Here is a 25,532-nt window from a genome sequence, read left to right on the forward strand (position 1 = left end):
GATACAATGCAGGCAGATTACAATTTTGACAGCCACATATCTTACATACAAAACGGCGCCTGTAATTTCACTTACAGGTGCCGTTATATCAATCTATAGGCTTTCAGTTCTGTTAGCTCCGTGCTAAATCACCACTGAATTATCTGACTTATCACTGCTTCTCCTTCAGCGTAGCTGTAGCAGTCTGCTTCTCGTAGTTACCATTGTTGTTTCTGTAGTATACGATAGTTACCTTATCGCCAGGATTGCAGGCCACGATCTTGTCATGGAATGTCTCCATATCTGCTATGTCCTCACCGTCAAGGCTGCAAATGATATCTCCTGACTGGAGTCCACACTCCTCTGCTGCTGAACCCTGCTCAACTGATGAGATATATACACCCTCAGGCATGTTCAGGAGCTGTGCGTACTGGCTTGTGATGGTCTGGGCAGATATACCGAGGTAAGCCTGTCCTAATGTTGTTCCATCATTTGACACATTCTTGCCTGCTATCAGGTCATTGATTATATCCTGTACATCTGATATAGGAAGTGCATAGCCCATACCCTCAACGCTTGTATCTGAATACTTGGCTGTGTTGATACCGATCAGCTCGCCCTGCATGTTGACAAGGGCACCACCACTGTTACCAGGGTTGATGGCTGCATCTGTCTGAAGTACCTTTACTGTCTCATCTGAAGCACTTATCTCTCTGTTAAGTGCGCTTATATATCCAACTGTAACTGACTGTCCATATCCAAGTGCATTTCCGATTGCCACGCACGGATCACCAACTGCAAGATCATCCGATGAACCTACCTGAATCTCCTTTATCTCATTCAAAGTGTCATCCGATATGTCCGAAAGCTTAACTGTGACAACTGCTATATCATTGTTCTCAACGTATCCCTTTACCACCGCATCTGCACTCTTGTCATCGACAAATGTAACTGACAGTGACTTAGCATTCTGTACCACATGATAATTAGTTGCAAGATACAGGTACTGGTCATCCTTGCCGATGATGATACCTGAACCGGCTCCTGTTGACTCCTGCTGATATGAATTGAACCAGTAATCATATGTTGTTACGTATGTTCCTGTGATCGATACGATGGAAGGCATAACCTTCTTGGCAACCGTTGACACATCGTACACTGTACTTGTCGTGTCTGATGATGCCTGCTTGAGCTGTGGTGCATTGTTCTCTGTTGAACCCTCAGCACTCTGCTCTGTTGTGGTCTGCGAATCTTTGCCGAGAAGCTTATCCGATCCATATCTGACCCCCTGGAATACAACGCCTGCCACAAGTCCGAATACAACAGCCGCTGCAACCACACCTGCTGCCTTCTTGCCAAATCCGCTCTTCCTGTTCTTTGGCTTCTTATCTTTTGCCTTCTTCTGTCTCATATTGTTATCTGAAGGCTTTCCTGTTCCCATATTGTTCATTGGATTGCCTGCCTGATTCTGATAACCCTGATTCATTCTCTGGCTGTCATACCATGCTTCCATGCCATTTACATTTCTCTGAAAACCTGAATATGAAGCGTTCTGTGTACCGACTGTTTGAGCATTCTGCGATGAACTCTGTGCGCCGGCAGTCTGAGCGTTCTGTGCTGAGCCATGTACACCGGCTGTCTGATTGTTCTGCGCTGACTGTGCGCCCTGAACATTCTGTGTCTGCTGTGAAGCATTTGTTGAAGGTCTGTCAAATCTTGAATCTCCTCTATTGTTCATATAGCTGTAATGATACAGACCATCCTGCTGCGGTGCCTGACCACTATTTCCATTCATCTGGTTCTTGTTTTCCTGTTCCATCTCTATCATCCTTTCGCATCTTTATTATCTTAATTCCTGTAATCGGTACCTTTCTCTTTCTTACAGTTGTTACTATACGCAGTAAATGTGTCATATTTGTGTCTTTATTGTTTTAATTCTGTGCACAAATGTTATATACTAGTCAGGTACGATCTCAAATAACCCTTATGGAGGATAATATATGTTTAGAGTATGGGGAAAACTTATAAAAGATAACCACCTCATGAAGGATACCGTGATATGCATATCCGACTACGAGATGACGCGTACCCACAAGGTATACAAGGCCCTTGAGGATATGTGCTACGAGTTTGACCTGGCAAAGCCGGTGTGGCTTAAGAAGAATAAGGATGAGTTTATCCACCACGCCAGAACCAGATTCACAGCGGATAACTTTGTGGAGGATATAGATTTTGACTACCTTGATTTTCAGGTAATAGAGGAGGAATACTAGATGTTTTCTGTCTCTTCAGTGAGCAAAAGCTACGGCAAAAATAAAGTTCTGACAGATGTGTCACTGTCCGTATCCCCGGGTGAATGCATCGCCCTTCTGGGAATCAACGGATCGGGTAAATCCACCCTGCTGGGAATACTATCCAGAAACATAAAGCCAGACTCAGGGTGCTTCGGTTTCGACTGTCAGGCAAATGCTGCTCTGCTCCCACAGGACAATCCACTCATACCGGAACTCACAGCCATTGACAACATCAGACTGTGGCACCCCGGAAGCAGGAAAACAGTCATGAACTCCCACAATATGAGCATATGTCAGTCTCTCGGTGTGGATTCATTTCTGGACAAACGTGTCTCAAAGCTCTCCGGTGGAATGAAGAAGAGGCTAAGCCTTGCCATCACGATGATGTCTGACCCGGATCTGCTTCTTCTCGATGAACCTCTGGCCTCGCTTGATCTTCTATGCAAGAACGGGATACTGAGCTATCTCCAGAATTACATATCACATGGAGGAAGTGTCATCATCGCCACACATGAGACATCTGCGCTGGATATATGTAACAAGATATACACACTGAAAAATGGACACATCCAACTGGCCATAGACAGAAATATCTCACCCGGATACACCTCACCTGAAACCTACATCAATCTGATCAGATCATAGCTTTATCTAAAGGAGTTTTATGTTTTACCGACTTATACGAACTGATTTGAAAAGAATAGCTCATTATGGAATATACATGGTAGTCGCAGCATTTGTCATGATGGCGGTTTTCCTGTGTCTTGCGTTAAACGCGAACTCTTTTATCTACTCTGATGACCGCTCCGAACCACTTTCAATCGGAATCGTGATGAGTGCAGATTCAAAAACCGCACAGATGGCATACAACACGATATCTGATATGGACAGCTACCACTCATCATGTGTATTCACAGAATTTTCAGACAAGGATACAGCCCTTTCAAGGCTCTCTGACGGAGACCTGTTCGCTGTGATCTACGTCCCTGACAATATCATAAGCGACATCATGGACGGAACGAACACACCTGTCGAGGTATACTATTCTGACAACCGGTCCATCGATACATTTGTGCTGAATGACCTCTTCCGCTCCACATCCTCCATGCTTGGCATATCCCAGGCGGCCATATATTCGGTTCAGGCGATAGGAAGGAACATGGAGCTTCCCGAGGATATTCAGGACACGCTCAGCAACGATGTAAATGCCATGTTCATGACTAAGGTTCTTGACAGGACTGCCAACTTCACCGTCGACAAAATAAATGCAACCAGAGCAGCAAATACCACCGACTTCTACACAAGTGCGGCGGTCCTTCTCATGATGATGCTGTGCAGCGTTGTTTTCTTCCCATTCCTGCTCGACCTCCCAGCCTCTTACATAACAAAGCTCAGGTCACAGGGAATTGGCAAAGTCAGACGCAATGTCAGCAATTTCATATCCATGTTCATATGGCTGTATATCCTTTATATAACTGTATACATGGCTCTCGCCCTGGCCTCACTGTTTATCGATGAACTGCATGTAAATATCCACATGAGCGGGATACTATTCGGAATCGTCATAGCTACATGTGTCGCGGTATATACGCTGCTCATAAGTCTGGTTCCCGCAGGGATACACGGCTGCACACTGCTTCTCACTGTAGTCACTGTCATACTGGCCTATGTGAGCGGCTTATTCATACCGGAAGCCATGCTTCCAAACTTTGCAAAGGATATATGCCATGGATCGCTGCTCAATAAGATTGTGCAGACACTGTGCATATATTTATCATAAATTTACGGAGATACATCTATGAACCATATAAGACAGATAAACTTACTTATAAAGAGAATACTGTGCCGTCCCGCCATGATCGTCGTTCTGCTGGTCATCCCCGCTGTGCTGATCGCTGTGAGCTTTCTGCCAGCCAGAAAGCAAAGCACCGAGATCGTGTCCGGCGTGTATATTGAAAGTTCTGACGAACACACGGATGCTTTCCTGTCGTATCTCACATCGACATCCACGGGATTTACCTTCAGGCACTATGAATCCCTGAAAGACATGAAGGATGATGTAGCATCCGGCAGGATCGACTCCGCGTACATGGTTCCTGATGGTTTCAGTGAATCAATGATCCACTCTGACGGGAAGCGCCACATAACCGTGTATACAACCGATGGAAGCTCATTCCAGTCTGTGTCCGAAGAATCCGTGTATGCCGCCCTCCTGTATGCATATGCGGCAGACATGTCTGTATGTATGCTCCAGGATCGTTATCTGGCAAATGTCCCATACGACGAGACCCAGATGTCAGAATACATCAGTGATAGATTTAAGGGATATATCGAAAATGAGGACATTTTCACCATCGAGAGCGGACTCACCGGAAAATACACGGCATCGACAGATATTGCGCCAAACAATTTTCCTGTGGAAATATTGGTTTACATAACTTTGTTCGTGTGTTCTCTCCTGGGACTTCAGAACTATCTCCGGGATCTGGACTGTGGGGCTTACTCTATCCTCTCCTCCAGAAAAAAAGCCGGATTCTGTGTAAAAAATATAGCAGCGGGAATTATTCCCGCTGCCATTATCAGCTTTATATCCTTGATCATATATTCCGGCACCAATGGCTGTCTCAATGTCCTGCTGCATATCGCCGCAGTGTCAGTCATCAGCCTTGCTGCTGCACTCATATTCAGAGTGATATTCAGGCGCTATAAGATATTTACTATAGCTCTGCCATTCATCATCATCTGTACTCTTCTCCTGAGTCTTCTATCAATGCTCTCGCAGATGTAGACTCTGTGATCTGCTTTACCAGACATCCATAGCTGTCAGCCGGCACCGCCACATTGAAGCACACATCTGCAGTGTAATCCGTACTGTCTATCAGTGCATCACTGTTGCTGAGAAGATATTGTACCTTACCCGAATCGTTGTAGTTCGTGGTTATCTTCACCAGCTTCATAAGCTGCATCTTATGTATACCCGCATCAGACAATGCAAGCTTGGCTGCCTCGGTGTATGCTCTCACAAGACCACCTGTTCCGAGCAGTGTTCCACCAAAATACCTTGTAACCACTATACATATATTAACCACCGCATTTCCCGTGATAACCTCCAGGATGGGTTTTCCAGCCGTTCCCTGCGGTTCTCCGTCATCAGAGAATCTTAGCAATGTATTCTCGCTGCCTATGGCAAATGCATAGCAGTTGTGCCTTGCATCATAGTGCTGCTTCCTGATCTTCTCGACAAAGGCATATGCCTCTTCCTCCGAGGACACAGGGACTGCATAGCCGATGAATCGTGATTTCTTCTCGACTATCTCGTCCTGCCCCTCCTGTAATATCGTGTTGTATGTCTCTATCATCGCTTCTCCGAATTGCTGGTGAGCAGCTTGCCCAGCTCATCCATAAATGTATTCACATCCTTGAACTCTCTGTACACTGATGCAAATCTTACATAGGCTACCTGATCAAGATCCTTGATCTTATCCATGACTATCTCACCTATGGTCGTGCTCTCTATCTCTCTCACTTCCATGTTGAAGATGGTGTTCTCTATGTCATCTATGCACTTTGTGACTGCTTCCGCTGAAACCGGACGCTTATGGCATGACTTTATGACACCTGACTCTATCTTGGAACGGTCATAAGTCTCTCTGTTCTTGTCCTTCTTGATGACTATGAGAGGTATGGTCTCCACCTTCTCATATGTGGTAAATCTCTTACCACAGGCGTCACACTGTCTTCTTCTTCTGATCGCACTTCCATCCTCCGCTGGTCTGGAATCGATAACCTTTGTATCATCTGCTGAGCAAAATGGGCATCTCATATAATTTTCTCCTTATATCTCCCACCTTCGGCGGGACCTTCTTACGATATTATCTTTACTGGGCACTTGGCCTTACATGCACCACAATTTGTACACTTCTCCGGATCTATGTGAGCAAGGTTTCTGTCTATCGTGATGGCTCCAGCCTCACAGTTCCTTGCACACAGTGTACATCCGATACATCCTGCGCTGCAGGCTGCCTTGACCTGAAGACCCTTGTCATGGGAATTACATCTGACAAGTCTCTCTGCATCATATGGAACCAGCTCTATCAAGTGTCTCGGGCACTCTGTGACACATTTGCCGCATGCCTTACACTTCTCCTTATTAATTACCGCAATTCCATCTATAATGTCAATAGCCCCGAACTCACATACTGCCTTACATGAGCCATAACCTGTACATCCATATGTACATGCCTTAGGACCGCTGTTTGGATTGTTCTGTGCCAGTTTACAGTCTCTTGGGCCAACATACTCGTATACATCCTTTGCCTTCTCGCAGTCTCCTGCACACTTGACAAATGCCACATACCTTGTATTTTCAGCGTTTTCCACGCCCATAACCTCACTGATCTTCGCTGCCACTGCCTCGCCTCCAACAGGACACGCTGATGGCGGCATCTCGCCCTTGGCGATGGCCGCTGCCAGACCATCACATCCCGGATATCCACATCCACCGCAGTTATTTCCTGGAAGCAGCTCTCTTACTGCTATTTCTTTCTCATCTACTTCTACCTTAAATTTCTCTCCTGCGACACCCAGAAGGATACCTATCACAATACCTACGCCTGCGACAACTGCCACAGCTATCAATATTCCTGTCATATCCGCACCCTCCTTATATCAATCCTGAGAAACCGAAGAACGCAATCGCCATAAGACCTGATGTGATGAGAACTATAGGGGTTCCCTTGAACGCCTCAGGTATAGGGCTGTGCTCAAGTCTCTCTCTGATTCCTGCAAGTATCACTATGGCTATAGTAAATCCGACTGCAGAGCCACATCCGTTGATGGTACTCTCAAGTATACCGTAACCGCTCTGTACATTTGAGAGAGCGATACCAAGCACGGCACAGTTGGTCGTGATCAGTGGAAGGTAAACTCCAAGTGATTCATACAATGACTTGACCTTCTTCTTGAGGAACATCTCAACAAACTGTACAAGTGCTGCGATCACAAGGATGAACACTATGGTGTTGAGGTACTCAAGTCCGAATCTTCTCAGTATGCCGTAATACACAACGCTGGTGACAAATGAAGCTATGGTCATGACGAACACAACCGCTGCTCCCATTCCGGTTGCTGTGTTGACACTCTTGGACACTCCAAGGAAAGGACACAGTCCGAGGAACTGGCTGAGGATAACATTATTTACAAGTGCCGCTCCGATGGCTAACAATAAAATATTCATTATCTCTTACCTCCCTTTCCTTTTTTCTTCTTTATATGAGCCATTGTCTCCTTGAGCTTTATGTCGGAATCTGCTGGCTCGTTCTCTGCAGAGTGTCCTGGCTGCTCTGCTTCCGTCGGCTGATCCGTTGATGGCTGCTCTGCTGCCACTTTGTCTGCTACTTCCTGTTCTGCTGCTGGCTGCTCTGTTGACTTCTCATTCTGGAGATTGTCCTGACTGTCTGACTGAGTCTCTGTAACAGTCTGCTGCTCCTCATCTGGCGTCTTTTCCTGCTGAACTTCCTCAGCATGCTCCTTAAGCATCTTTCCTGTCGCATTCGGAACAAGCTTTATGTCGGCGAGGACTGACTCTCTGGTCGGTGCATATGGGCTGAGTCTTGGCTCATCCTTCTTCGCCTCATCTGGCTTGTCAGCCTCTGGCGCTGTATTCTTTGCTGCATCCTTATCTGCCGCTGCAGGTGTCTCTTCCTGCTTCTTAACCTGTTTTGCATCCGCTGAAGTTTTCGCCGGAGCCTCTGCTGCCTTTACAGGAGCCGGAGTCTCTGAAACCAGCTTGCCACAACATGCTGCATTGATACAGCCTGCACATGAGTCCGGTCTGCATGCTGCCGGGATCTCCTCTCCATTTGCCAGTGCCTCGGCTGCCTTCTTTGCATTTCTCTTGTTGATAAATGCTATGATGAATGCAAGCACGAAGAATGCACCAGGTGCAAGTACGAATATTGTTATAGGTGTGTACAGGCTGAGTGCATTGCCTATACCCTTTATAATTCCCGATGAGTTCTGAAGTAAGTTGCCATCTCCAAGTATCTGGAATCCAAATACACAGCCCTTTCCGACAAGCTCTCTGAACATTCCTATAAGTGTAAGGCCAACTGTAAATCCAAGGCCCATTCCAAGTCCATCAAATATAGATGGAAGTACCTTGTTCTTGGAAGCATATGCCTCGGCACGACCAAGGATGATACAGTTTACAACTATAAGTGGTATATACAGTCCCAGGCTGCTGTTGAGTGATGGCAGGTACGCCTGCAGCAGAAACTGTATGATAGTAACAAACGAAGCTATGATAACTATAAATGATGGTATTCTGACCTTATCAGGTATAACCTTTCTGAGTGCTGAGATCATGAAGTTGCTGAGCACCAGGATACATGTGGTCGTAAGTCCCATTCCTGCGCCATTGATGGCTGATGATGTAACCGCAAGTGTCGGACACATTCCAAGCATCTGTACGAAGGTCGGGTTCTCTTTCACAATACCATTATATAAACGCTCTGTACATTTTCCCATTACTTGTCACCTCCGTTCGATGCTGCAGATGAATCAGCAGCACCGCCATTTATGGACTTCACATACTCAAGTCCCGCATTCACCGCATTGGTAACCGCATTTGTTGTGATGGTAGCTCCTGACAGGGCATCTATCTCCTCGTCCACTGTGGCACCTGACTTGGTGTACTGGAACTTATCGACCTTCTTGCCTGCAAACTGCGACTTGAAGCTGTCTGTGTCAGCCTCCATACCAAGTCCTGCGGTCTCTGAGAGTGACAGGAATGAAATTCCATTTGTCGTTCCATCCGCTCTGACTCCCATGGCAAGCTGAAGGTCTCCACTATACGCCTCATGTGATGTGACAGTCACAACATATCCAAGTGCTGAACCATCGCTGCCCTTTGCTTCCACGATCTCATCTATATCTGCGTTATATCCGGCATCTGACAGGATCTTTGCAGCCGCATCGGCATCAAAGTCAGCATAGCTGTCAAACGAATCCGCATCATCGAATACCGCCTTATATGCCTCTTCCTTTGCTTTCTGCTCTGTAACTGCTATAGGATCCTTTGTGATCTTATATACATAAGCCAGTGCAAATCCTGCTATGACTGTGATTATCATGATTGCTATAGTTGCTATAACAATCGACTTTGTATCCATCTTGGACTTTGTTCCGGCTGTGTCACCCTGGGCTGCAAGCTCTGCGCCCTCTCCGAAGCTCTTCGGCTGTGTCCATCTCTCAATGAGTGGCACAAGCAGGTTGGAGAATATGATCGCATATGATACGCCCTCTGCTGATCCTCCGTATATTCTGAAACAGAATGTGAGTATACCAAGTATCACACCAAACACAACCTTACCCGCAGGTGTGATAGGTGATGTAACATAGTCAGTTGCCATAAAGAATGCTCCAAGCATCAGACCACCACCGCACAGGTGTGCTGCGAGGAATGTAAGATCAAAACCTCTACCCGATGCAACCGCATATATCATAATGAGCACCGCAAATGTTCCTATATATGTAAATGGAATAACCGGCTTTATAACTCTTCTGATCAGAAGATAAGCCGCACCAACAAGTAAACATACAACTGATGTCTCACCTATGGTTCCCGGTATATTTCCAAGAAACATATTGAGTACATTGACATTTGCCAGATCCCCTGTGTTCTTGAGTACTGCAAGAGGTGTAGCAGTTGTCACACCATCATACGAGAATGATGTCATTCTTCCTGCAAATGATATGAGAAGGAAACATCTTGCGCCCAGCGCTGGATTCATGAAGTTGAATCCCAGTCCTCCAAAGAGCTGTTTAACTATTATAATGGCAAATGCACTTCCGAGTATCGCCATCCACACCGGTACATCCGGTGAGAGGTTCAGTGCAAGAAGAAGTCCTGTTACAACTGCACTGAGATCGCTTATGGTTACTTTTCTGTTCATCATCTTCTGGTACAGCCACTCAAACAGCACGCATGAGACCACGCATGTGAGTATAAGTATCATAGCGTTCAGCTCGAAGTTGATGATTCCAAATACGGTTGCCGGAAGCAAAGCAATGATCACATCCAGCATAATGCTCTGTGTACTTCGTTTATCTCTGACATGTGGAGATGACGAAATCTTAAATGTATTATCCAATGTGTACACCTCCTACTTCTTTTTATTTGCAATGATGGATTTTCTTGTTCCCGCAATGGTCTGTGTCAGATGTCTCTTCGCCGGACACACATACGAACAGCATCCACACTCACAACACTCCATTCCGTTGTGAGCCAGGAATCCCTCTGTATCCCCATGCTCAGCCAGTGAAGCAAGCATCGAAGGAACAATACGTCCCGGACACACATCAACACAGCGTCCGCATCTGATACAGTTGCTCGGTTCAAGGTCTGCCACCTCGTCATGTGTCATACACAGCAGTGCCGACACTCCCTTGGTTGCAGGAACATCCAATGAGAAAAGTGCCTTTCCCATCATAGGACCGCCTGAGATCACCTTCTCAGGAACCACACCATCCTTAAATCCACCCGCAGCCTCTATAAGCTCCTGACAGTTTGTTCCTATCCTCACCATAAGATTGCATGGATTCTCTATGGCATCACCTGTTATGGTGACTATCCTTGTGTAGAGTGGTCTTCCCTCTATAACTGCCTCATATATGGACACGATGGTATCAACATTGTGAACTATACATCCAGCATCCGCTGGAAGCATCTTGGAGTTGACATATCTTCCAGTGTTAGCATATATGAGCTGACGCTCGGCACCCTGAGGGTACTTGGTCTTCATCACATGGACTTCGATCTTGTCATTGTCCTTTACCTTATCCCTGAGAAGTTCTATTGCCTCAGGCTTATTATCCTCTATGGCGATGATTCCCTTTGCATGATCAAACAGATTGATACATATCTCAAGTCCCAGTATCAGCTTGTCCGGTTCCTCCATCATCCTTCTGTAATCCGAAGTAAGATATGGCTCACACTCTGCGCCATTTACTATTATGTAGTCGATCGCATCCTCGTTCTTCGGGGACAGCTTGACATTTGCAGGGAAACCGGCGCCGCCCATTCCTACTATTCCGGCCTCCTTGATGATCTCCTTCACATCCTCTCTATACAGAGTGGACAGATCTTTTACATTTGCTGCAAAGTCGATCTCCTCAAACAGGCCATCATTCTCTACAACTATTGATTCAACCTTTGATCCACCAGGCACATATCTCGGCTCGATCGCCTTGACCTTTCCCGATATGGATGAATGTATATTTGCTGACACGAAGCCACTGGTCTCCGCAATCTTCTGACCAACCAGGACTCTGTCGCCCTTCTTCACTATAGGTGTGGCCGGTGCCCCTATATGCTGACTCAGCGGGTACACGCAGTCACCTTTTGGAAGGTATTCTCTGACAGGCTTTTCCATTGACAATTCTTTGCCTTCATATGGATGAATTCCGCCCAGAAATGTTAACAAACCCATGTTCTACCTCTTTTCCTTATATATTTTTATTAAAAAAATCTCCCTATATAATAACGCTTTAAGCCCTCAAAAACAACCTAAATGGGGATATATTATCATTTTAAAATATGGAAATTCTTCTGCTTATCCGCATAAAAAACGATCACATATAAGATATAGACACTTATGTCTTTTCTGTATCTTACATGTGATCATTTATAAATTCATTCGGATATCATTCTAATATTCTATGGACGGAAGCTTTCTGACAAGCACAGCCCCCGCCAGCCCTATGCACACACCGGCTATAGTTCCCGATATGCACAGCACCGGCATATACAACATGATATTGCCACTCTTCATGAGAAGTGCTGCCATTGCTATCTGCCCTGCGTTGTGGCTCACTCCGCCCAGTATGCTCGTTCCAAGGAGACCAAACAGATCCTTTTTCCTGCAAAGCGTCATGACCAGAAGTGACAACACCGCTCCCGCCATGCTGTATACCATAACCGTCATATTGCCAAACAACAGCGATGACAGCACCACTCTCACCAGTGACACTATCCACGCATCTGATATCCTCAGCCTGTACATGACAACTATGGTGACCATATTTGCAAGTCCCAGCTTGATTCCCGGAACAGCTATATTCACCGGGATCATGGATTCAAGATAGGAAAATACCATGGCTATGGCCACGAACATACCTGTGTATGTGATCCTTTTTGTACTCCAGCCATGCATTCTATCCACCGCCGTCTCTGAACTTTTCTGATCATTTTTATCTCTACTGCACATCTATATCTCTTTCCCTGCCACCTTGTATCTCTATGACAAGCTTGTGCGGAAGACAGGTTATAGTCTCTCCTCTCCTGCTCTTCCAGCCCATATTCACGCACACCTTATCCGGGCAGTCCGCATCACCGACACTGATCTTCCCAGATTCAACCACAACAGTGTTGCTGCCCCTGTCCGTGTTGAACTCATAGGTATCGTCGACTGTCATGTCTATGGTCTGCACCAGTTTGTCATCTATATACACATCCGCGGTATTGCCCGTCGGAAGCACAAGCCGCATGACAAGCCAGCATATAATTCCCGCTACTAAAAGGACTCCACACAATATCAGATCTTTTTTTCTAAACCATCCTGCCATATCTTCACATCACTCTGCCAATTTATAGTCTTCTGCCGTTATGGTGAATCGGTCCTTCAGGCCTTCACTGACATACACATTCTTATCCTCATCTATGATGACGGCCTCCGCACCATACTCCTGAATGGTCTTCATAGCCTTATCCTTATCCATCAGCATACACAGTGTAGACAAGGCGTCACTGGTCAGTCCGTTATCACACACTACCGTGGCCGCTATAGTGCCATTCCATGCCGGATATCCAGTCCGGGGATCAAGTATGTGGTGGTATCTCCTGCCATCCTGCTCAAAATACTTTTCATAATCTCCCGATGTGGATACAAATGCCGTCTCCCCATCGCCAAAGCTTATGACACCCATGGTCGTTCCCTCTCCGGCTCTCGGATCCTTGACACCGACCTTCCAGGCTGTACCATCAGGCTTGCTTCCGTACACAACTATACTTCCGCCCAGGGCCACACATGCACCGGCCGCATCAGTACCCTTGAGATACTCTGCTGCCATGTCGCAGCCATATCCCTTGCCGACTGCTCCCAGATCAAGCATCATGCCAGGCTCTGATATCCTTAACGTATCGCCATCCACACTTACCTTTGACACATCCACCAGCCTCAGTGCACTGTCTATATCCGCCTGTGATGGAATCTCTGTCCTGCCATCTTCTATCCCCCACACATCCGCCAAAGGCCGTATGGTGATATCCAACAGATCGTCATGAGCCCTCGATATGTCAAGCGTCTGCTTCAGCACACCCGCAAGTCCGCTGCTCACCGTGATATCCTCATCAGGCTTATATGTGTTGTTCACCCTGTATATCTCAGAGTCCGCTGAGCGCCATGACAGCACATCCTTGTCCAGGCTGTCTATGAGCTTCAGCATCCCGTCTATATTCTCACTGCCATGGCTTCCATACACTGTAAATGACGCAGCCGTTCCCATGGTGATCGTGTTCCTTGTATATTCACTTTCACCTGACCGTCTCACGCCTGATATGATGACCATAGCAATCACAGCCACCATGACAACCACTACGGCTGCTATCCTGTACCATTTCTTCATGGTCTGCCTACCTCTGTGTTATTTCAGATATTCATCGTGAACCTGTTCTCTCAGCGAATATCTGAAGGATTTCTCGTACTCCACATTCTCATTGATGCTGTGGTTTACCTCCTCGAAGAAGCTCTGGTTGATGATATCCATGGAGTAGAATATCGGGTAGTTACTGTTCTTCTCCCACATCATAACTCCACCATCCACGGATTCCTTACCGTACTCCTCCTCGTAGCGCTTCTTGCAGTCTCCACTGCACAGATATACATGACACAAACCGTTGAGGGTCTTCTTCAGCATATCCGTTCTGAGTATATATCCATCACAGTCTATCGCCCAGTCCGGTATCTCATCCGGCTTCACTATGACTATGATCGGCATATATCTGTCAGGGCTCTCAACAATCGCATTCAGCTTGTCATAGCTGATCTCCTCAGGGCTTGATCCCTCCTCCATGACTATCCCGGCGTCTACAAAGCCAACCTGATTGAACATATCCTTCATGAACTTTGGCCTGCTGTATCTTCTCTCCTTGACGTTGATGGTCTCACATATGTTCTCCACATTCACATCATATATATCCCCGGCACTCACCATATCCACTGTCACATGCCATATAACACCAGCCTCTGAATTGCTTATGTGCTGGAAATCCATATGAAACTCACCGGCCTCATATGTTATATATACCTTATATCCTATGGTGGAATAATCCACACTCGTGAGTTCCTCGGGCATCTGTGGGAACACCATACTGATGTGCTCTCTGACCCATTTGTATATGATCTCACACGCCTTGTCATAACCCGCCGCAGGTATTCCTACCCTGTGGCTGTACACAACATTCGGAACCATAGGCTTTATCTCAGTCTTCACCTCTGGTCTGACCGCTGGAACGAACTGCTCCTTGTCAAGCAGCCTTGATATATACTCGTTGTGGACTATCTCCTTGTTGATCAGATAAATAACTCTGTCAGGAGTCAGCTCCTTGTGATACTTCTTGTTGAGCAGTATATCAACCAGTTCGCGCTTGCTCACAGTGTGGAACTGCGCCACGATATCCGGATTGTTGTCCAGATATTCCCTGAGCTCAGGCTTAAGCGGATCCTGCGTGATCCTGAGCCTGTATTTGCTTCTTATGGCATTCTCCCAGTTCTTCTCCTTGTACTGTGAGTCGTGAATACTATTGAAAATCTGCATGATAGACCAGTCGCACAGCTCCAGATTGGCTATGATACTGTTCATGACTCTGGACAGATCCTCATGTCCAGTCCACAGATCGGTCTCCTTGGAATCAGAACCCAGCTTATACTTATATCTCATCTCATGCTCTATCTCATGCCAACCCTCGAAGAGCACCGTCCTGAGCTGTACCTCAAATGTCTGATCAAATGGCTTGTTCCACACACTTGCAGGTATGTTTCGCAGATATTTGCTCGGTATCCTGAACACACCGTTACATTTCTGTGCCTCAAATTTGTTCTCCTCATTCTTCGTCTTGGACCAATTGTCCAGAAGAAACGTCTCCTCAAGTATCTTCTCACATATATCCATGTCCTCCAGATAGAACAGGTTGATTCGTATACCTATGATATCCTGAATCTTTCTTCCACCTTCCTGCATGGAGTATTTACCAGTCTCCAGCTTGTGCAGAAGTGACGATTCTGACTTGATTCTCGATGTACTGTTAAAATATATTCCCGCATTGTTCAGCTTCGTGACAAGAGTGTTGAGCAGACTCATCTTCACATTGTTGATCTCCTCTATCTCCTGTTCCTGAAGAAGCTTCTCGTCACTATTATAGTCATAGATGCTATAATCCATTCCATCATTCCTTTTCTGTAATTATATATCAATCCGCCCTGCGGCGTCTTTCCTATATCCACGCATATCTTTATCTAGTATATCACAATAATTGTGTATTTTGCTTAAAATAATATGAACATTTTATAAAAAACAGTGCAATTCCACCCTTATAGTATAAAATCCACTCCATTTTCTTGCGAAAGTAAAGGCTTGTATATATAATTAAAAGGCTAGAACACAAATGAGAGGTTAAATTATGATTTTAGACTGTCAGAACATCTGCAAAGCATTTGGCACAGATGTTATATTGGACAATATTTCTTTTCATCTTGAGGAAAAGGAGAAAATGGCTATAGTCGGCATAAACGGCGCCGGCAAGACCACTCTTCTCAAGATAATAATGGGTGAGGAAAGTGCTGACTCCGGTCAGGTCATAGTGTCAAAGGACAGGACAATCGGTTATCTGTCCCAGTATCAGGAGAGCAATTACAACACCACTGTCCGCGGAGTCATGATGGATGCACTAAAGCCTATCCTTGAGCTTCAGAACAGGATGCGCGAACTTGAACACACTATGGCTGAGCAGTCCGGTGAGGAGCTTGAGAAATCTTTGGAGCTCTACAACCGCTACACCCACGAATTCGAATATAAGAACGGCTATAGCTGTGAGAGCGAGGCAAATGGAGTTCTCAAAGGACTAGGTTTCTCCAAGGAGGATTATGACCGCCACACGGACTCTCTGTCCGGTGGCCAGAGGACAAGACTTGCACTCGGCAGACTCCTCATGGTGAAGCCGGATATCATCATCCTCGATGAGCCGACAAACCATCTGGACATGGAATCCATCTCATGGCTTGAGGGCTTCCTGTCATCCTACCAGGGAAGCGTCATCATCGTCTCCCACGACCGTTATTTCCTTGACAAGATCGTGACCAAGATAGTCGAGCTCGACAATGGCCACAGCCAGGTATACAATGGCAACTACACCTACTTCGCACAAAAGCGTGCAGAGATCCGTGAGAACATGATGAAGGCATATCTCAACCAGCAACAGGAGATCAAGCATCAGGAAGAGGTCATCACGAAGCTCAAGCAGTTCAACCGTGAGAAGTCCATCAAACGTGCAGAGAGCCGTGAGAAGATGCTCTCACGTATAGAACGTCTCGACAAGCCAACCGAGGTTGCATCCGAGATGAGGATCACTCTTGAGCCAAATGTCTTAAGCGGCGAGGATGTTCTTACGATCGAAGGACTCTCCAAATCATTTGGCGACAATAATCTGTTCTCAGGAATAGATATGGATATCAAACGTGGCGAACACGTCGCCCTGATAGGTGGAAATGGAACCGGAAAGACAACCATACTGAAGATGATCAACAGGCTTGTATCCAAAGATGCCGGAGCTATCATACTTGGATCACGCGTCAAGATCGGTTACTACGATCAGGAACATCAGGTACTCACGATGTCCAACACCATATTCGATGAGATAAGCGACGCCTACCCTGATCTGTCCAACACCAGAATCCGTAATGTCCTTGCGGCATTCCTCTTCACAGGTGAGGACGTGTTCAAGAGGATACAGGATCTGTCAGGTGGCGAGCGTGGACGTGTGTCCCTTGCCAAACTGATGCTCTCTTCCGCCAACTTTCTTATTCTGGATGAGCCGACGAACCACCTGGATATCACATCAAAAGAGATACTGGAGAATGCCATAAGGAACTACACCGGCACTGTCCTGTATGTATCCCACGACAGATACTTCATCAACCAGACGGCCACAAGGATCATCGAGTTAAGGGACAAACAGCTCACAAGCTATATAGGCAATTACGATTACTACGAGACCCACAGAACGTATTCCACAGATTTAGGAAGTCCATTCACTCCAATAAGCGGAGTCTCTGACGCACCGGCCCAGACCGCTCCCGCTGTCTCACAGGCCAAGCTCTCATGGCAGGAAAGCAAAGCTGAGGCGGCAAGGCAGCGCAAGAAGGCAAATGACCTGAAGAAGCTTGAGGCATCCATCGAGGAACTTGAGAACAGGATCGCAGAGATCGATGAACAGTTTCTTCTTCCTGAGAACGCCACAAATGTCGGTCTGCTGAACGACCTCACAAAGCAGAGGAACGAAGCCGACACAGAACTCAACGAGCTCTACACGAAATGGGAGGAACTGTCCGAGGAGGACTGATGGCGGAATCGCTCATGTCAAACCTGCAGGCTTAACTATATCAACAAATACCAAAAACACCATATACGACTACAGCAAAGAGGATCCATATAAGGTATCCACTCACCGTATTCATATATGGTGTTTTCTTTGTTATCATGCACAGTCTCCTGTACATCTATTGTTCATACATGTCTCATGCACAGTTCCCTGTACATTTATGTCAATCTCTCTACATTCTAATGTCTCACATGAATTATCTTCATGGCATACTGTCCCGACAGATCATATGCAGAATTGCTTATATAGACCTGATCGCTGCTGCCCATTCCACCCTGAATGATCCAGTATTCAGGCTTATTTCCGCTGTTAGAACCCCAGTCATGCACATATGCCTCACATGCCGAAGCCGGAACTCCAAGCTTTCTCAGATACTGCTTAAGTGCAGTCGCTGAAGAGAACTTTCCAAAATAGATTCCGACATGGGTCGGCTCTCCATTCGTATAGTAGACAACTATATCACCAGGCAGGAGCACATCGTATGAGAAGTCCTCCCTGTCCGCTGTGAGCTCGTAATCCGTCGCCTCACCCCAGCTTCCATTCTGCGCCAGAATCGCCTTGGCGATGACCTTGCGGAGTGCCCAGTCTGAGCATATATTTGATGAACTGATCACGAATCCGCCATTTGCAAAGTCAGTGTACTTGACTGACATATCACTTCCCGGAGTGCTGCTGCCTGCGTATCTAAGCGCATTTGCCACAAATACATTGCAGTAGATTCCTGTCTTGCCCAGATATTCATTGACAACCCTCTTCATCCATTCATCAAAATCCCAGCTTATCGAATCTGTCTTGAAGCATCTTCCCCAACTGTCAAATTCATACTCCACATCACCCACTACTATCTTCGTGAGTTTACTGCAGCGTCCATTTGCATCGCTGAAATAATACACCTTCTTGTTGTTGATCTTGGCGTTCTTAAGACCCTCAGACTTGTCGTTGAGCAGCTTGCCACTTCTGTACTCGGAATATCCTGTACTCTCGTCATAATACACATATTCAGTTACAGTTCCCTCATCGCCTACATAAGCCGCACTGTAATCACTAATCGTCTGCCAGCCCTTTGTTCTGACAGCCTTACCTGTTTTACCAAAGTAACTGCAGTTGTCCTGCAGTCTCACCACAGAATTCTTCTTTACTATCCATCTGTTATTCGAGAATACTCTGTACGTGTCTGCATATCCAGATATAGTATGTGTCGATCTGTAATATATCGCATCAGATATTCCCGTGCTGTCCGTGTGGAGCACAACATGTCCAAATGAAGGTATCCACGCATTCACCGCAGCCGTCCAGCCGCCCTCGCTCGCCACCTTCTGACATCTGTATCTTATGCCGTCCACCTGTACAAAATAGGTTGCCTCTCCGTTTCTTATGTAATACTTCTTATCCCTTGAGATCTCATACCACTTCGTGACGTTGCTCTTCGCACCGTTCACAAAGTAATAATATCTTCTGTTTACCTCGTATACACCGGTTGCCGTACTGGTCCATTTCCCCGACGAATACTGGTACAGTCTTCCCGACTGCATCCGCCTTACAGCCTTACCGTCCACCGCAAAATAATACACGCAGTTTCCTGATGTGATCCAGGTCGATCTCACCGCAGCGCCGTCACTTCCAAAGTAATAATAGTCTTCTCCAAACTGCTTCACCACGTTCTTGACCGGAATACCCGCTTCGTAGTAGTACACTCTGGAATTTTCTGTTCTGAGTCCCTTGTATGCATTTCCATTCTTGTCAAACAGGACTTTTATATTATTTACCATGATCGCCTTATTCTTGACGGTGATCCTGACTGTTCCATTATAGCTGTAAAAATAATTGCCGTGATAAGCGCTCACAACATGCCCATCAAAAAGCTGGATATACTTCACATCATTTCCAGACATGCTTCCGGATATATCCGCGTCAACAAGCTCCCCTGCCGGTGAACTGCTGCCATATTTGTACCAGCCATCTCCCACAACAGCCTTGCCACTCACAAAGTAATCACAGTACCCGGATCTTGTGAACAGTCCTGTCGCCGGACTGCCCTCGCTATAATACACTCCATTGTAATATCCTGTCAGAGCTACAGAATAGTCCCTGGCAAATGTAAACTTTTTGAGCTCTATGGTATTGCCGCTCTTAACGCTCATGTTGACATATCTGCTTGAAGAATTATAATTCGCTGACTTCAGCATCTCAAAGCTGGTGTCTGTGTAGCTTCCGTTATACTGCACATTTGCATCGCTGTCATCCGCTGCGACAAGATAAAACTTGGAGTTATATCTTATCAGTGCATATGTGATAAGTGTATCACTGTCCTCACCTGAACCAATGAAGTAACTCTCGCCCTCCGCAAAGCTGAGTCTGAACATGCCATCGGTGGAGTTCGTAAACACGTATGTACTGCTGTTCATCTTAAGTGCTGTTTTCTCCACCACGCTGGTAGGCGTCGCCACCCCCGGAGCCTCCGTATCCGCATATACAGATGCAGCCACATCCCCTGCAGTCTCCGCTTTGGCCGTCATGTTCCCCACACACGCCATCTCCGTCAGCAGAACAAATGCCACAGCGATGAGCAGAGCAAGAAATCTTACGTTATTCGACTTATACAATCCCTTCCTTATTGTTCGCAACATACTTCCTCCTGAGTATTTATTATGTATCTATAGTACACGATTTTGGCTGCATGTGAAATACAATATCTGATATTTTTCCGATATTTTCCCCACAAATTTCTTCGCTCCCGCCATATTTCTGTCATCAAGATTGACAAATGGATCATCCATTATGAGCATCGGCTTTTCATCCTGATACATGCTGTCCACTATTGCAACTCTTACACACACTCCGAGGATATCCGCCAGTCCCGAGCTCAAGGTCTGAGAATCCCTGTACATTCCCTGCTCTCTGTACCTGATTGTCATATCCGGGGCCGCCTGTACATTTCCTGCATGCTCTCCTGTAACGCACTCATAATACCTGTCAAATGCCTCCATGACCGGCACCGAATGTCCCACTGCAAATGTATCCCTGGCCTCCCCCAGCAGCTCGTACGCCTTTACGTTGAGCTCGTATCTGTGCAGATCGTCTTCCAAAGCCTTTTTCTTATCCGCCAACGATGCCTTCACAGCAGCTATCTCCTGTCTTCGAAGCTTGAACTCCGCCAGTTCCCTGGCATACTCGCCAAGTCTCATGTTTTCTGCCATATAGACCGACATCTCCTCATCCATATCGGATTCGTCATCGGCTGTATATATATCATCTGATCCGTCCGATCTGGTATCATCAGCGGCATCCCCCGGCTCTTCCACCTTATTCTTCCTGTGCCTGATCTTTTCATTTATCCCGCGTATAATGTAGTAGATTCCGAGTACACAAAACATACCTGCACATACAACAAATATAATCATAGCCATATCGTCAGGTTCTTCTATTCCAAGCATAAATTTCCACATTCCCAGAGATAAAAGTGCTGCGATCAACGCACAAAATCCTGTCATGATATATTTACTGCCACGTTTTTTATTATTTACGCTACTTCCAATGCTTTCTAGTCTTTCTGCATTATCTGCCTCTAGCTTCGCTGATTCCGGCTTCAACAGTTCATGCTTTACAACGGCTTTCTGTCTCTGCCGCCTCATCCGGTTCTGATTCTGCATTTCTATCTCACGGATATTTTTATTCAGCTCATTTATACTTCTGTCTATTCCATCAAGCTCCCTGACCTGCTCACGCATCCCATCAAGCTCATATTTTCTCCTGTACAGTTCCCCCGTCCGCTTGGTTGGCGACTGCCTGTTTATAACATTCTTCAGTATCTGTCTGGCATTCTCATAATTGCTTATATCATCCGTGCTGTCAGCGATATTACCAAGCTTAGCACTTATCCCATCCGTCGCCCAGGTCCGGCAGTCATCCTGCCCTATGTACATACTTCTCACAAATGACGCAGAATCCACATGAAACAGCTCCTCCCCAAGCTTATCCGTGAACATTCCTGTCACAGCATGAGTCGCCTCGTCGTATATCACGCATTTGTCATCGCTCTTCTTCGCGCCAAATGTCCTCTGAACCCTGTAGTTTCTGCCCCTGCTCTCAAATACCAGTTCTCCGCCATAGGCAGCCCCCGACCACGGACGATATCTTTTTCTTTCATTCTCAATGTCATTTCTCTTCGTCTCACCGTCGAAGCCATACAGCATGACCCGGATAAAAGCAGCAAGAGTCGACTTGCCCCAGCCATTATCCTGGACAAATGTATTTATCCCATCCTCGAACTGGACTTCCATGTTATTCAATTTGCCAAATCCATCTATATAACAAGATATCAATCTCATACTTAAAATATCTCCTCGCCCGAAAGAGCCCTGAGTCCTGTCTGGATCACATATGCCTTGTCATTTTCACTCATATCCTGCCTCATGACCTTCCTCACGAATTCGCCCTTGAGGGACGCATCATTCACATACCTCATGTAATCCACCTGAAAATCCGTGTGATCCAAGATCTCCATATAATAGAACGAATCCTGAAACTGCTTAGTCAGATAATCCGTGTTTATCTCGCTCTCAACATTTACCGCGCCTGTGAGGGATACCCTCACCATGTCCCTGGACTCATCTTCCATGGTCCCCGGCAGTTCCTGATACAGTCTGTCTGCGATCATGTCCGCCGCATCAGAGCTTGACTCTGCCCCTGTCACGTCCACTTCCACATCGAACAGCCTTCTATAGGCAAATGACACAAATTCGGTCTCAACCGTATGCCTCCTCTCATCCACATCAAGCACCATAAAGCCGTGCTCACCACACTCGTCAAAGCCCCTGCCCTCCAGACATCCCGGATAGCAGTAGAATCCCCTGCGATCAAGGCTTTCCAGCTTTCTTCCGTGCACATGTCCCAGTGCCAGATAATCTATGCCTCTTCCCCTGAGTTTCTTCAGGCATACATCATTCATGTTGCGAGCCCTGCCATATTCCTGCTCCTGTCCGTGGAGTGTGACAATATTTATATCGTTCTCATCCAGTTCGAGTTCATCATATATGCTGTTGCAGTTTTCGTCATTCAGCACAGCGCCCGCGATCACTATACGTGATCCCTTAAGCTGATACTGCGTCCACTCATCTCCGAATAAATACAGATTCTCTGGGAGTCTCCGCCCCGCAAATAAGCTTTCATCCGGGTCATGATTTCCCCTCAGATAGAACACATCTATGTCAGCATACTTCGCTATCTCCCCCAGAACAACATTTATCGTCGTGGCAGACACTGTCTCTGAATCAAAGAGATCTCCCGCTATTATTACCGCCTGCACGTCATTCTCTGCAGCATACCCGAATATTTTCCTGAATGTGTTAAGTATCTCATTTCTTCTGCCTCTGGCTCTTTCTCTTCCAAGATGTGCACTCAGGGCTGAATCAAGATGGATATCCGCACAGTGTATTATTCTCATAGTTCCTCAACCTCAGTCATCTCTATTCTTTTTCTATATTAACATAATACGTAAAAATTTGCTCATAAAGAATAAAGTCCACGGCATATGCCGCGGACCCTGTATACATCATATCATATACCTCCTGTCTGATACACATGTGTTTTCTCTCTGTATTCAACAGTAGAAAACTGTCTCTTAAGTTCATACATGAAGTATATTGCTCCTTGATTTTCGTTCCGTAATTATTACGGATTTTGTTTTTTCACAAACAAAAAACGCCAGAAGCCTTGGTTTTACAAGGTTTCTGACGCCTGTCTAGCAGGGGATGAGAGAATCGAACTCCCACCAAAAGTTTTGGAGACTCCTATCATACCATTTGACCAATCCCCTATATACAGAAAAAATTTAACACCTGCTGCAGCGTTAAATTTTCCTGGTACTTTTTATTCTGTACCTTCAGAATTTCACACAGAAAGAGGTATCTTCTAAAGCTTATCTCTTAGAAACCTCTAAGGATAAGTCCTCGACCTATTAGTACTTCTCAGCTGAGTGCGTTACCGCACTTACACACAAAGCCTATCAACCTTGTAGTCTTCAAGGGGTCTTACTCCGAAGATGGGATATCTTATCTTGAGGGGGGCTTCACGCTTAGATGCCTTCAGCGTTTATCCCTGCCAAACTTGGCTACTCTGCCATGCCTTTGGTAAAACAACAGATACNAAAGCTTATCTCTTAGAAACCTCTAAGGATAAGTCCTCGACCTATTAGTACTTCTCAGCTGAGTGCGTTACCACACTTACACCTGAAGCCTATCAACCTTGTAGTCTTCAAGGGGTCTTACTCCGAAGATGGGATATCTTATCTTGAGGGGGGCTTCACGCTTAGATGCCTTCAGCGTTTATCCCTGCCAAACTTGGCTACTCTGCCATGCCTTTGGTAAAACAACAGATACACCAGAGGTTTGTCCATCCCGGTCCTCTCGTACTAAGGACAGCTCCTCTCAAATATCCTACGCCCACGCCGGATAGGGACCGAACTGTCTCACGACGTTCTGAACCCAGCTCGCGTACCGCTTTAATGGGCGAACAGCCCAACCCTTGGAACCTGCTACAGCTCCAGGATGCGATGAGCCGACATCGAGGTGCCAAACCACTCCGTCGATGTGAACTCTTGGGAGTGATAAGCCTGTTATCCCCAGGGTAGCTTTTATCCGTTGAGCGATGGCAATCCCACTTTATACCACCGGATCACTAAGTCCTACTTTCGTATCTGCTCCACCCGTCGGTGTCGCAGTCAAGCTCCCTTCTGCCTTTGCACTCTTCGAACGGTTTCCAACCGTTCTGAGGGAACCTTTGAGCGCCTCCGATACTCTTTCGGAGGCGACCGCCCCAGTCAAACTCCCCGTCAGACATTGTCCCCCAGCCGGGTTACGGCTGCAGGTTAGAAACCCAGTACTGTAAGGGTGGTATCCCAAGGTTGGCTCCATGGCAACTGGCGTCACCATTTCCTAGCCTCCCACCTATCCTGTACAGACAGTACCGAATCCCAGTATCAAACTGGAGTAAAGCTCCATGGGGTCTTTCCGTCCTGGCGCAGGTAACCAGCATCTTCACTGGTATTTCAATTTCACCGGGTGTGTTGTTGAGACAGTGCCCAAATCATTACGCCTTTCGTGCGGGTCGGAACTTACCCGACAAGGAATTTCGCTACCTTAGGACCGTTATAGTTACGGCCGCCGTTTACTGGGGCTTAAATTCAAAGCTTCGATTGCTCTAACCTCTCCTCTTAACCTTCCAGCACCGGGCAGGCGTCAGCCCATATACCTCACCTTTCGGTTTTGCATAGACCTGTGTTTTTGCTAAACAGTTGCTTGGGCCATTTCTCTGCGGCCACATCTCTGTGGCACTCCTTCTCCCGAAGTTACGGAGTCATTTTGCCGAGTTCCTTAACAACACTTCTCCCGCCGGCCTTAGGATTCTCTCCTCATCCACCTGTGTCGGTTTACGGTACGGGTACTTATGAAACAATAGCGGCTTTTCTTGGCAGCTGGCTCACACGCTTCTCTACTAATGTTCGATCCACATAACGCTTTACATTTTTCATGCGGTTTTGCCTGCAT

The 25,532-nt window shown here is 46.4% G+C and carries 19 protein-coding genes, 1 tRNA gene, 1 rRNA gene and 2 pseudogenes (1 of these 23 cut by a window edge); 5 read left to right on the plus strand and 18 right to left on the minus strand.

Going from position 1 to position 25,532, the window contains the following annotated elements; translation table 11 throughout:
* Positions 1 to 151: 151 nt before the first annotated feature.
* Positions 152 to 1,798 (minus strand): S1C family serine protease, encoded by a 1,647-nt coding sequence (locus GT575_RS08270; RefSeq protein WP_243147864.1) that lies wholly within the window; start codon positions 1,796 to 1,798, stop codon positions 152 to 154.
* 181 nt (positions 1,799 to 1,979) lie between these two features.
* On the opposite strand from GT575_RS08270, the gene GT575_RS08275 reads away from it, so the two are divergent.
* Genes GT575_RS08275 through GT575_RS08290 form a run of 4 tightly spaced genes read left to right on the plus strand, consistent with a single transcriptional unit; the run spans position 1,980 to position 5,061 of the window.
* Positions 1,980 to 2,252, plus strand: coding sequence for a hypothetical protein (locus GT575_RS08275; protein ID WP_015533105.1), 273 nt, complete (start codon positions 1,980 to 1,982; stop codon positions 2,250 to 2,252).
* Positions 2,253 to 2,918, plus strand: coding sequence for an ATP-binding cassette domain-containing protein (locus GT575_RS08280; protein ID WP_055224210.1), 666 nt, complete (start codon positions 2,253 to 2,255; stop codon positions 2,916 to 2,918).
* 19 nt (positions 2,919 to 2,937) lie between these two features.
* Complete coding sequence (locus tag GT575_RS08285) at positions 2,938 to 4,053, plus strand: ABC transporter permease (RefSeq protein WP_161171859.1); 1,116 nt, start codon at positions 2,938 to 2,940, stop codon at positions 4,051 to 4,053.
* 18 nt (positions 4,054 to 4,071) lie between these two features.
* Positions 4,072 to 5,061 (plus strand): ABC transporter permease, encoded by a 990-nt coding sequence (locus tag GT575_RS08290; protein WP_055144867.1) that lies wholly within the window; start codon positions 4,072 to 4,074, stop codon positions 5,059 to 5,061.
* Here GT575_RS08290 and GT575_RS08295 read toward each other — a convergent pair.
* The 12 genes and pseudogenes from GT575_RS08295 to GT575_RS08345 all read right to left on the minus strand — a co-directional run bounded on the left by GT575_RS08295 (position 5,012) and on the right by GT575_RS08345 (position 15,773).
* Positions 5,012 to 5,632: a YigZ family protein gene (locus GT575_RS08295; RefSeq protein ID WP_015533102.1), complete on the minus strand. Its 621-nt coding sequence runs from the start codon at positions 5,630 to 5,632 to the stop codon at positions 5,012 to 5,014. The two genes, GT575_RS08290 and GT575_RS08295, sit on opposite strands and share 50 nt — an antisense overlap.
* A complete protein-coding gene (gene nrdR / locus GT575_RS08300; protein ID WP_015533101.1) occupies positions 5,629 to 6,096 on the minus strand; it encodes a transcriptional regulator NrdR in 468 nt (155 codons plus the stop codon). The genes GT575_RS08295 and nrdR overlap by 4 nt, the downstream gene beginning before the upstream one ends.
* A 41-nt stretch (positions 6,097 to 6,137) precedes the next feature.
* The gene (locus GT575_RS08305) at positions 6,138 to 6,923 is read right to left on the minus strand and encodes an RnfABCDGE type electron transport complex subunit B (protein ID WP_015533100.1); all 786 of its coding nucleotides are present in this window, start codon (positions 6,921 to 6,923) and stop codon (positions 6,138 to 6,140) included.
* A gap of 13 nt (positions 6,924 to 6,936) precedes the next feature.
* Positions 6,937 to 7,509, minus strand: coding sequence for an electron transport complex protein RnfA (locus tag GT575_RS08310; RefSeq protein ID WP_015533099.1), 573 nt, complete (start codon positions 7,507 to 7,509; stop codon positions 6,937 to 6,939).
* Positions 7,510 to 8,150: 641 nt separating this feature from the next.
* A pseudogene (gene rsxE / locus GT575_RS15555) lies at positions 8,151 to 8,801 on the minus strand (electron transport complex subunit RsxE); the annotation flags it as partial.
* Positions 8,801 to 9,445 carry an RnfABCDGE type electron transport complex subunit G gene (locus tag GT575_RS15560; RefSeq protein WP_308936786.1) on the minus strand — a complete coding sequence of 215 codons (645 nt, stop codon included), beginning with the start codon at positions 9,443 to 9,445 and terminating at the stop codon, positions 8,801 to 8,803. The pseudogene rsxE and the gene GT575_RS15560, both read right to left, overlap by 1 nt.
* A gap of 48 nt (positions 9,446 to 9,493) precedes the next feature.
* Positions 9,494 to 10,426 (minus strand): annotated as a pseudogene (locus GT575_RS15565) (RnfABCDGE type electron transport complex subunit D); the annotation flags it as partial.
* A 12-nt stretch (positions 10,427 to 10,438) separates the two neighbouring features.
* Positions 10,439 to 11,764: an electron transport complex subunit RsxC gene (gene rsxC, locus GT575_RS08325; protein ID WP_015533097.1), complete on the minus strand. Its 1,326-nt coding sequence runs from the start codon at positions 11,762 to 11,764 to the stop codon at positions 10,439 to 10,441.
* Between the two features lie 219 nt (positions 11,765 to 11,983).
* Complete coding sequence (locus tag GT575_RS08330; RefSeq protein WP_022216220.1) at positions 11,984 to 12,541, minus strand: Gx transporter family protein; 558 nt, start codon at positions 12,539 to 12,541, stop codon at positions 11,984 to 11,986.
* The gene (locus GT575_RS08335) at positions 12,531 to 12,899 is read right to left on the minus strand and encodes a NusG domain II-containing protein (RefSeq protein WP_022216221.1); all 369 of its coding nucleotides are present in this window, start codon (positions 12,897 to 12,899) and stop codon (positions 12,531 to 12,533) included. The genes GT575_RS08330 and GT575_RS08335 overlap by 11 nt, the downstream gene beginning before the upstream one ends.
* Before the next feature lie 9 nt (positions 12,900 to 12,908).
* Positions 12,909 to 13,958, minus strand: a complete 1,050-nt coding sequence (locus GT575_RS08340) for an FAD:protein FMN transferase (protein ID WP_022216222.1) — start codon at positions 13,956 to 13,958, stop codon at positions 12,909 to 12,911.
* An 18-nt stretch (positions 13,959 to 13,976) separates the two neighbouring features.
* The gene (locus GT575_RS08345; RefSeq protein ID WP_022216223.1) at positions 13,977 to 15,773 is read right to left on the minus strand and encodes a hypothetical protein; all 1,797 of its coding nucleotides are present in this window, start codon (positions 15,771 to 15,773) and stop codon (positions 13,977 to 13,979) included.
* Between the two features lie 238 nt (positions 15,774 to 16,011).
* On the opposite strand from GT575_RS08345, the gene abc-f reads away from it, so the two are divergent.
* Positions 16,012 to 17,949, plus strand: coding sequence for a ribosomal protection-like ABC-F family protein (gene abc-f / locus GT575_RS08350; protein ID WP_161171860.1), 1,938 nt, complete (start codon positions 16,012 to 16,014; stop codon positions 17,947 to 17,949).
* Positions 17,950 to 18,167: 218 nt separating this feature from the next.
* Here the strand turns inward: abc-f and GT575_RS08355 are convergent, their stop codons facing one another.
* The 5 genes from GT575_RS08355 to GT575_RS08375 form a co-directional block, all read right to left on the minus strand.
* A complete protein-coding gene (locus tag GT575_RS08355; RefSeq protein WP_161171861.1) occupies positions 18,168 to 20,615 on the minus strand; it encodes a hypothetical protein in 2,448 nt (815 codons plus the stop codon).
* A gap of 27 nt (positions 20,616 to 20,642) precedes the next feature.
* Entirely contained in the window at positions 20,643 to 22,316 is a 1,674-nt protein-coding gene (locus tag GT575_RS08360) for an ATP-binding protein (protein ID WP_161171862.1), read from the minus strand.
* 2 nt (positions 22,317 to 22,318) lie between these two features.
* A complete protein-coding gene (locus GT575_RS08365; protein ID WP_022216227.1) occupies positions 22,319 to 23,431 on the minus strand; it encodes a metallophosphoesterase family protein in 1,113 nt (370 codons plus the stop codon).
* Positions 23,432 to 23,732: 301 nt separating this feature from the next.
* Positions 23,733 to 23,803 (minus strand) — tRNA-Trp (locus tag GT575_RS08370).
* Between the two features lie 354 nt (positions 23,804 to 24,157).
* Positions 24,158 to 25,532 (minus strand): 23S ribosomal RNA (locus tag GT575_RS08375); it runs 1,506 nt beyond the window's last position.

The sequence above is a fragment of the Coprococcus sp. BIOML-A2 genome (assembly GCF_009875795.1).
In the GTDB taxonomy this organism is placed as follows: domain Bacteria; phylum Bacillota; class Clostridia; order Lachnospirales; family Lachnospiraceae; genus Coprococcus; species Coprococcus aceti.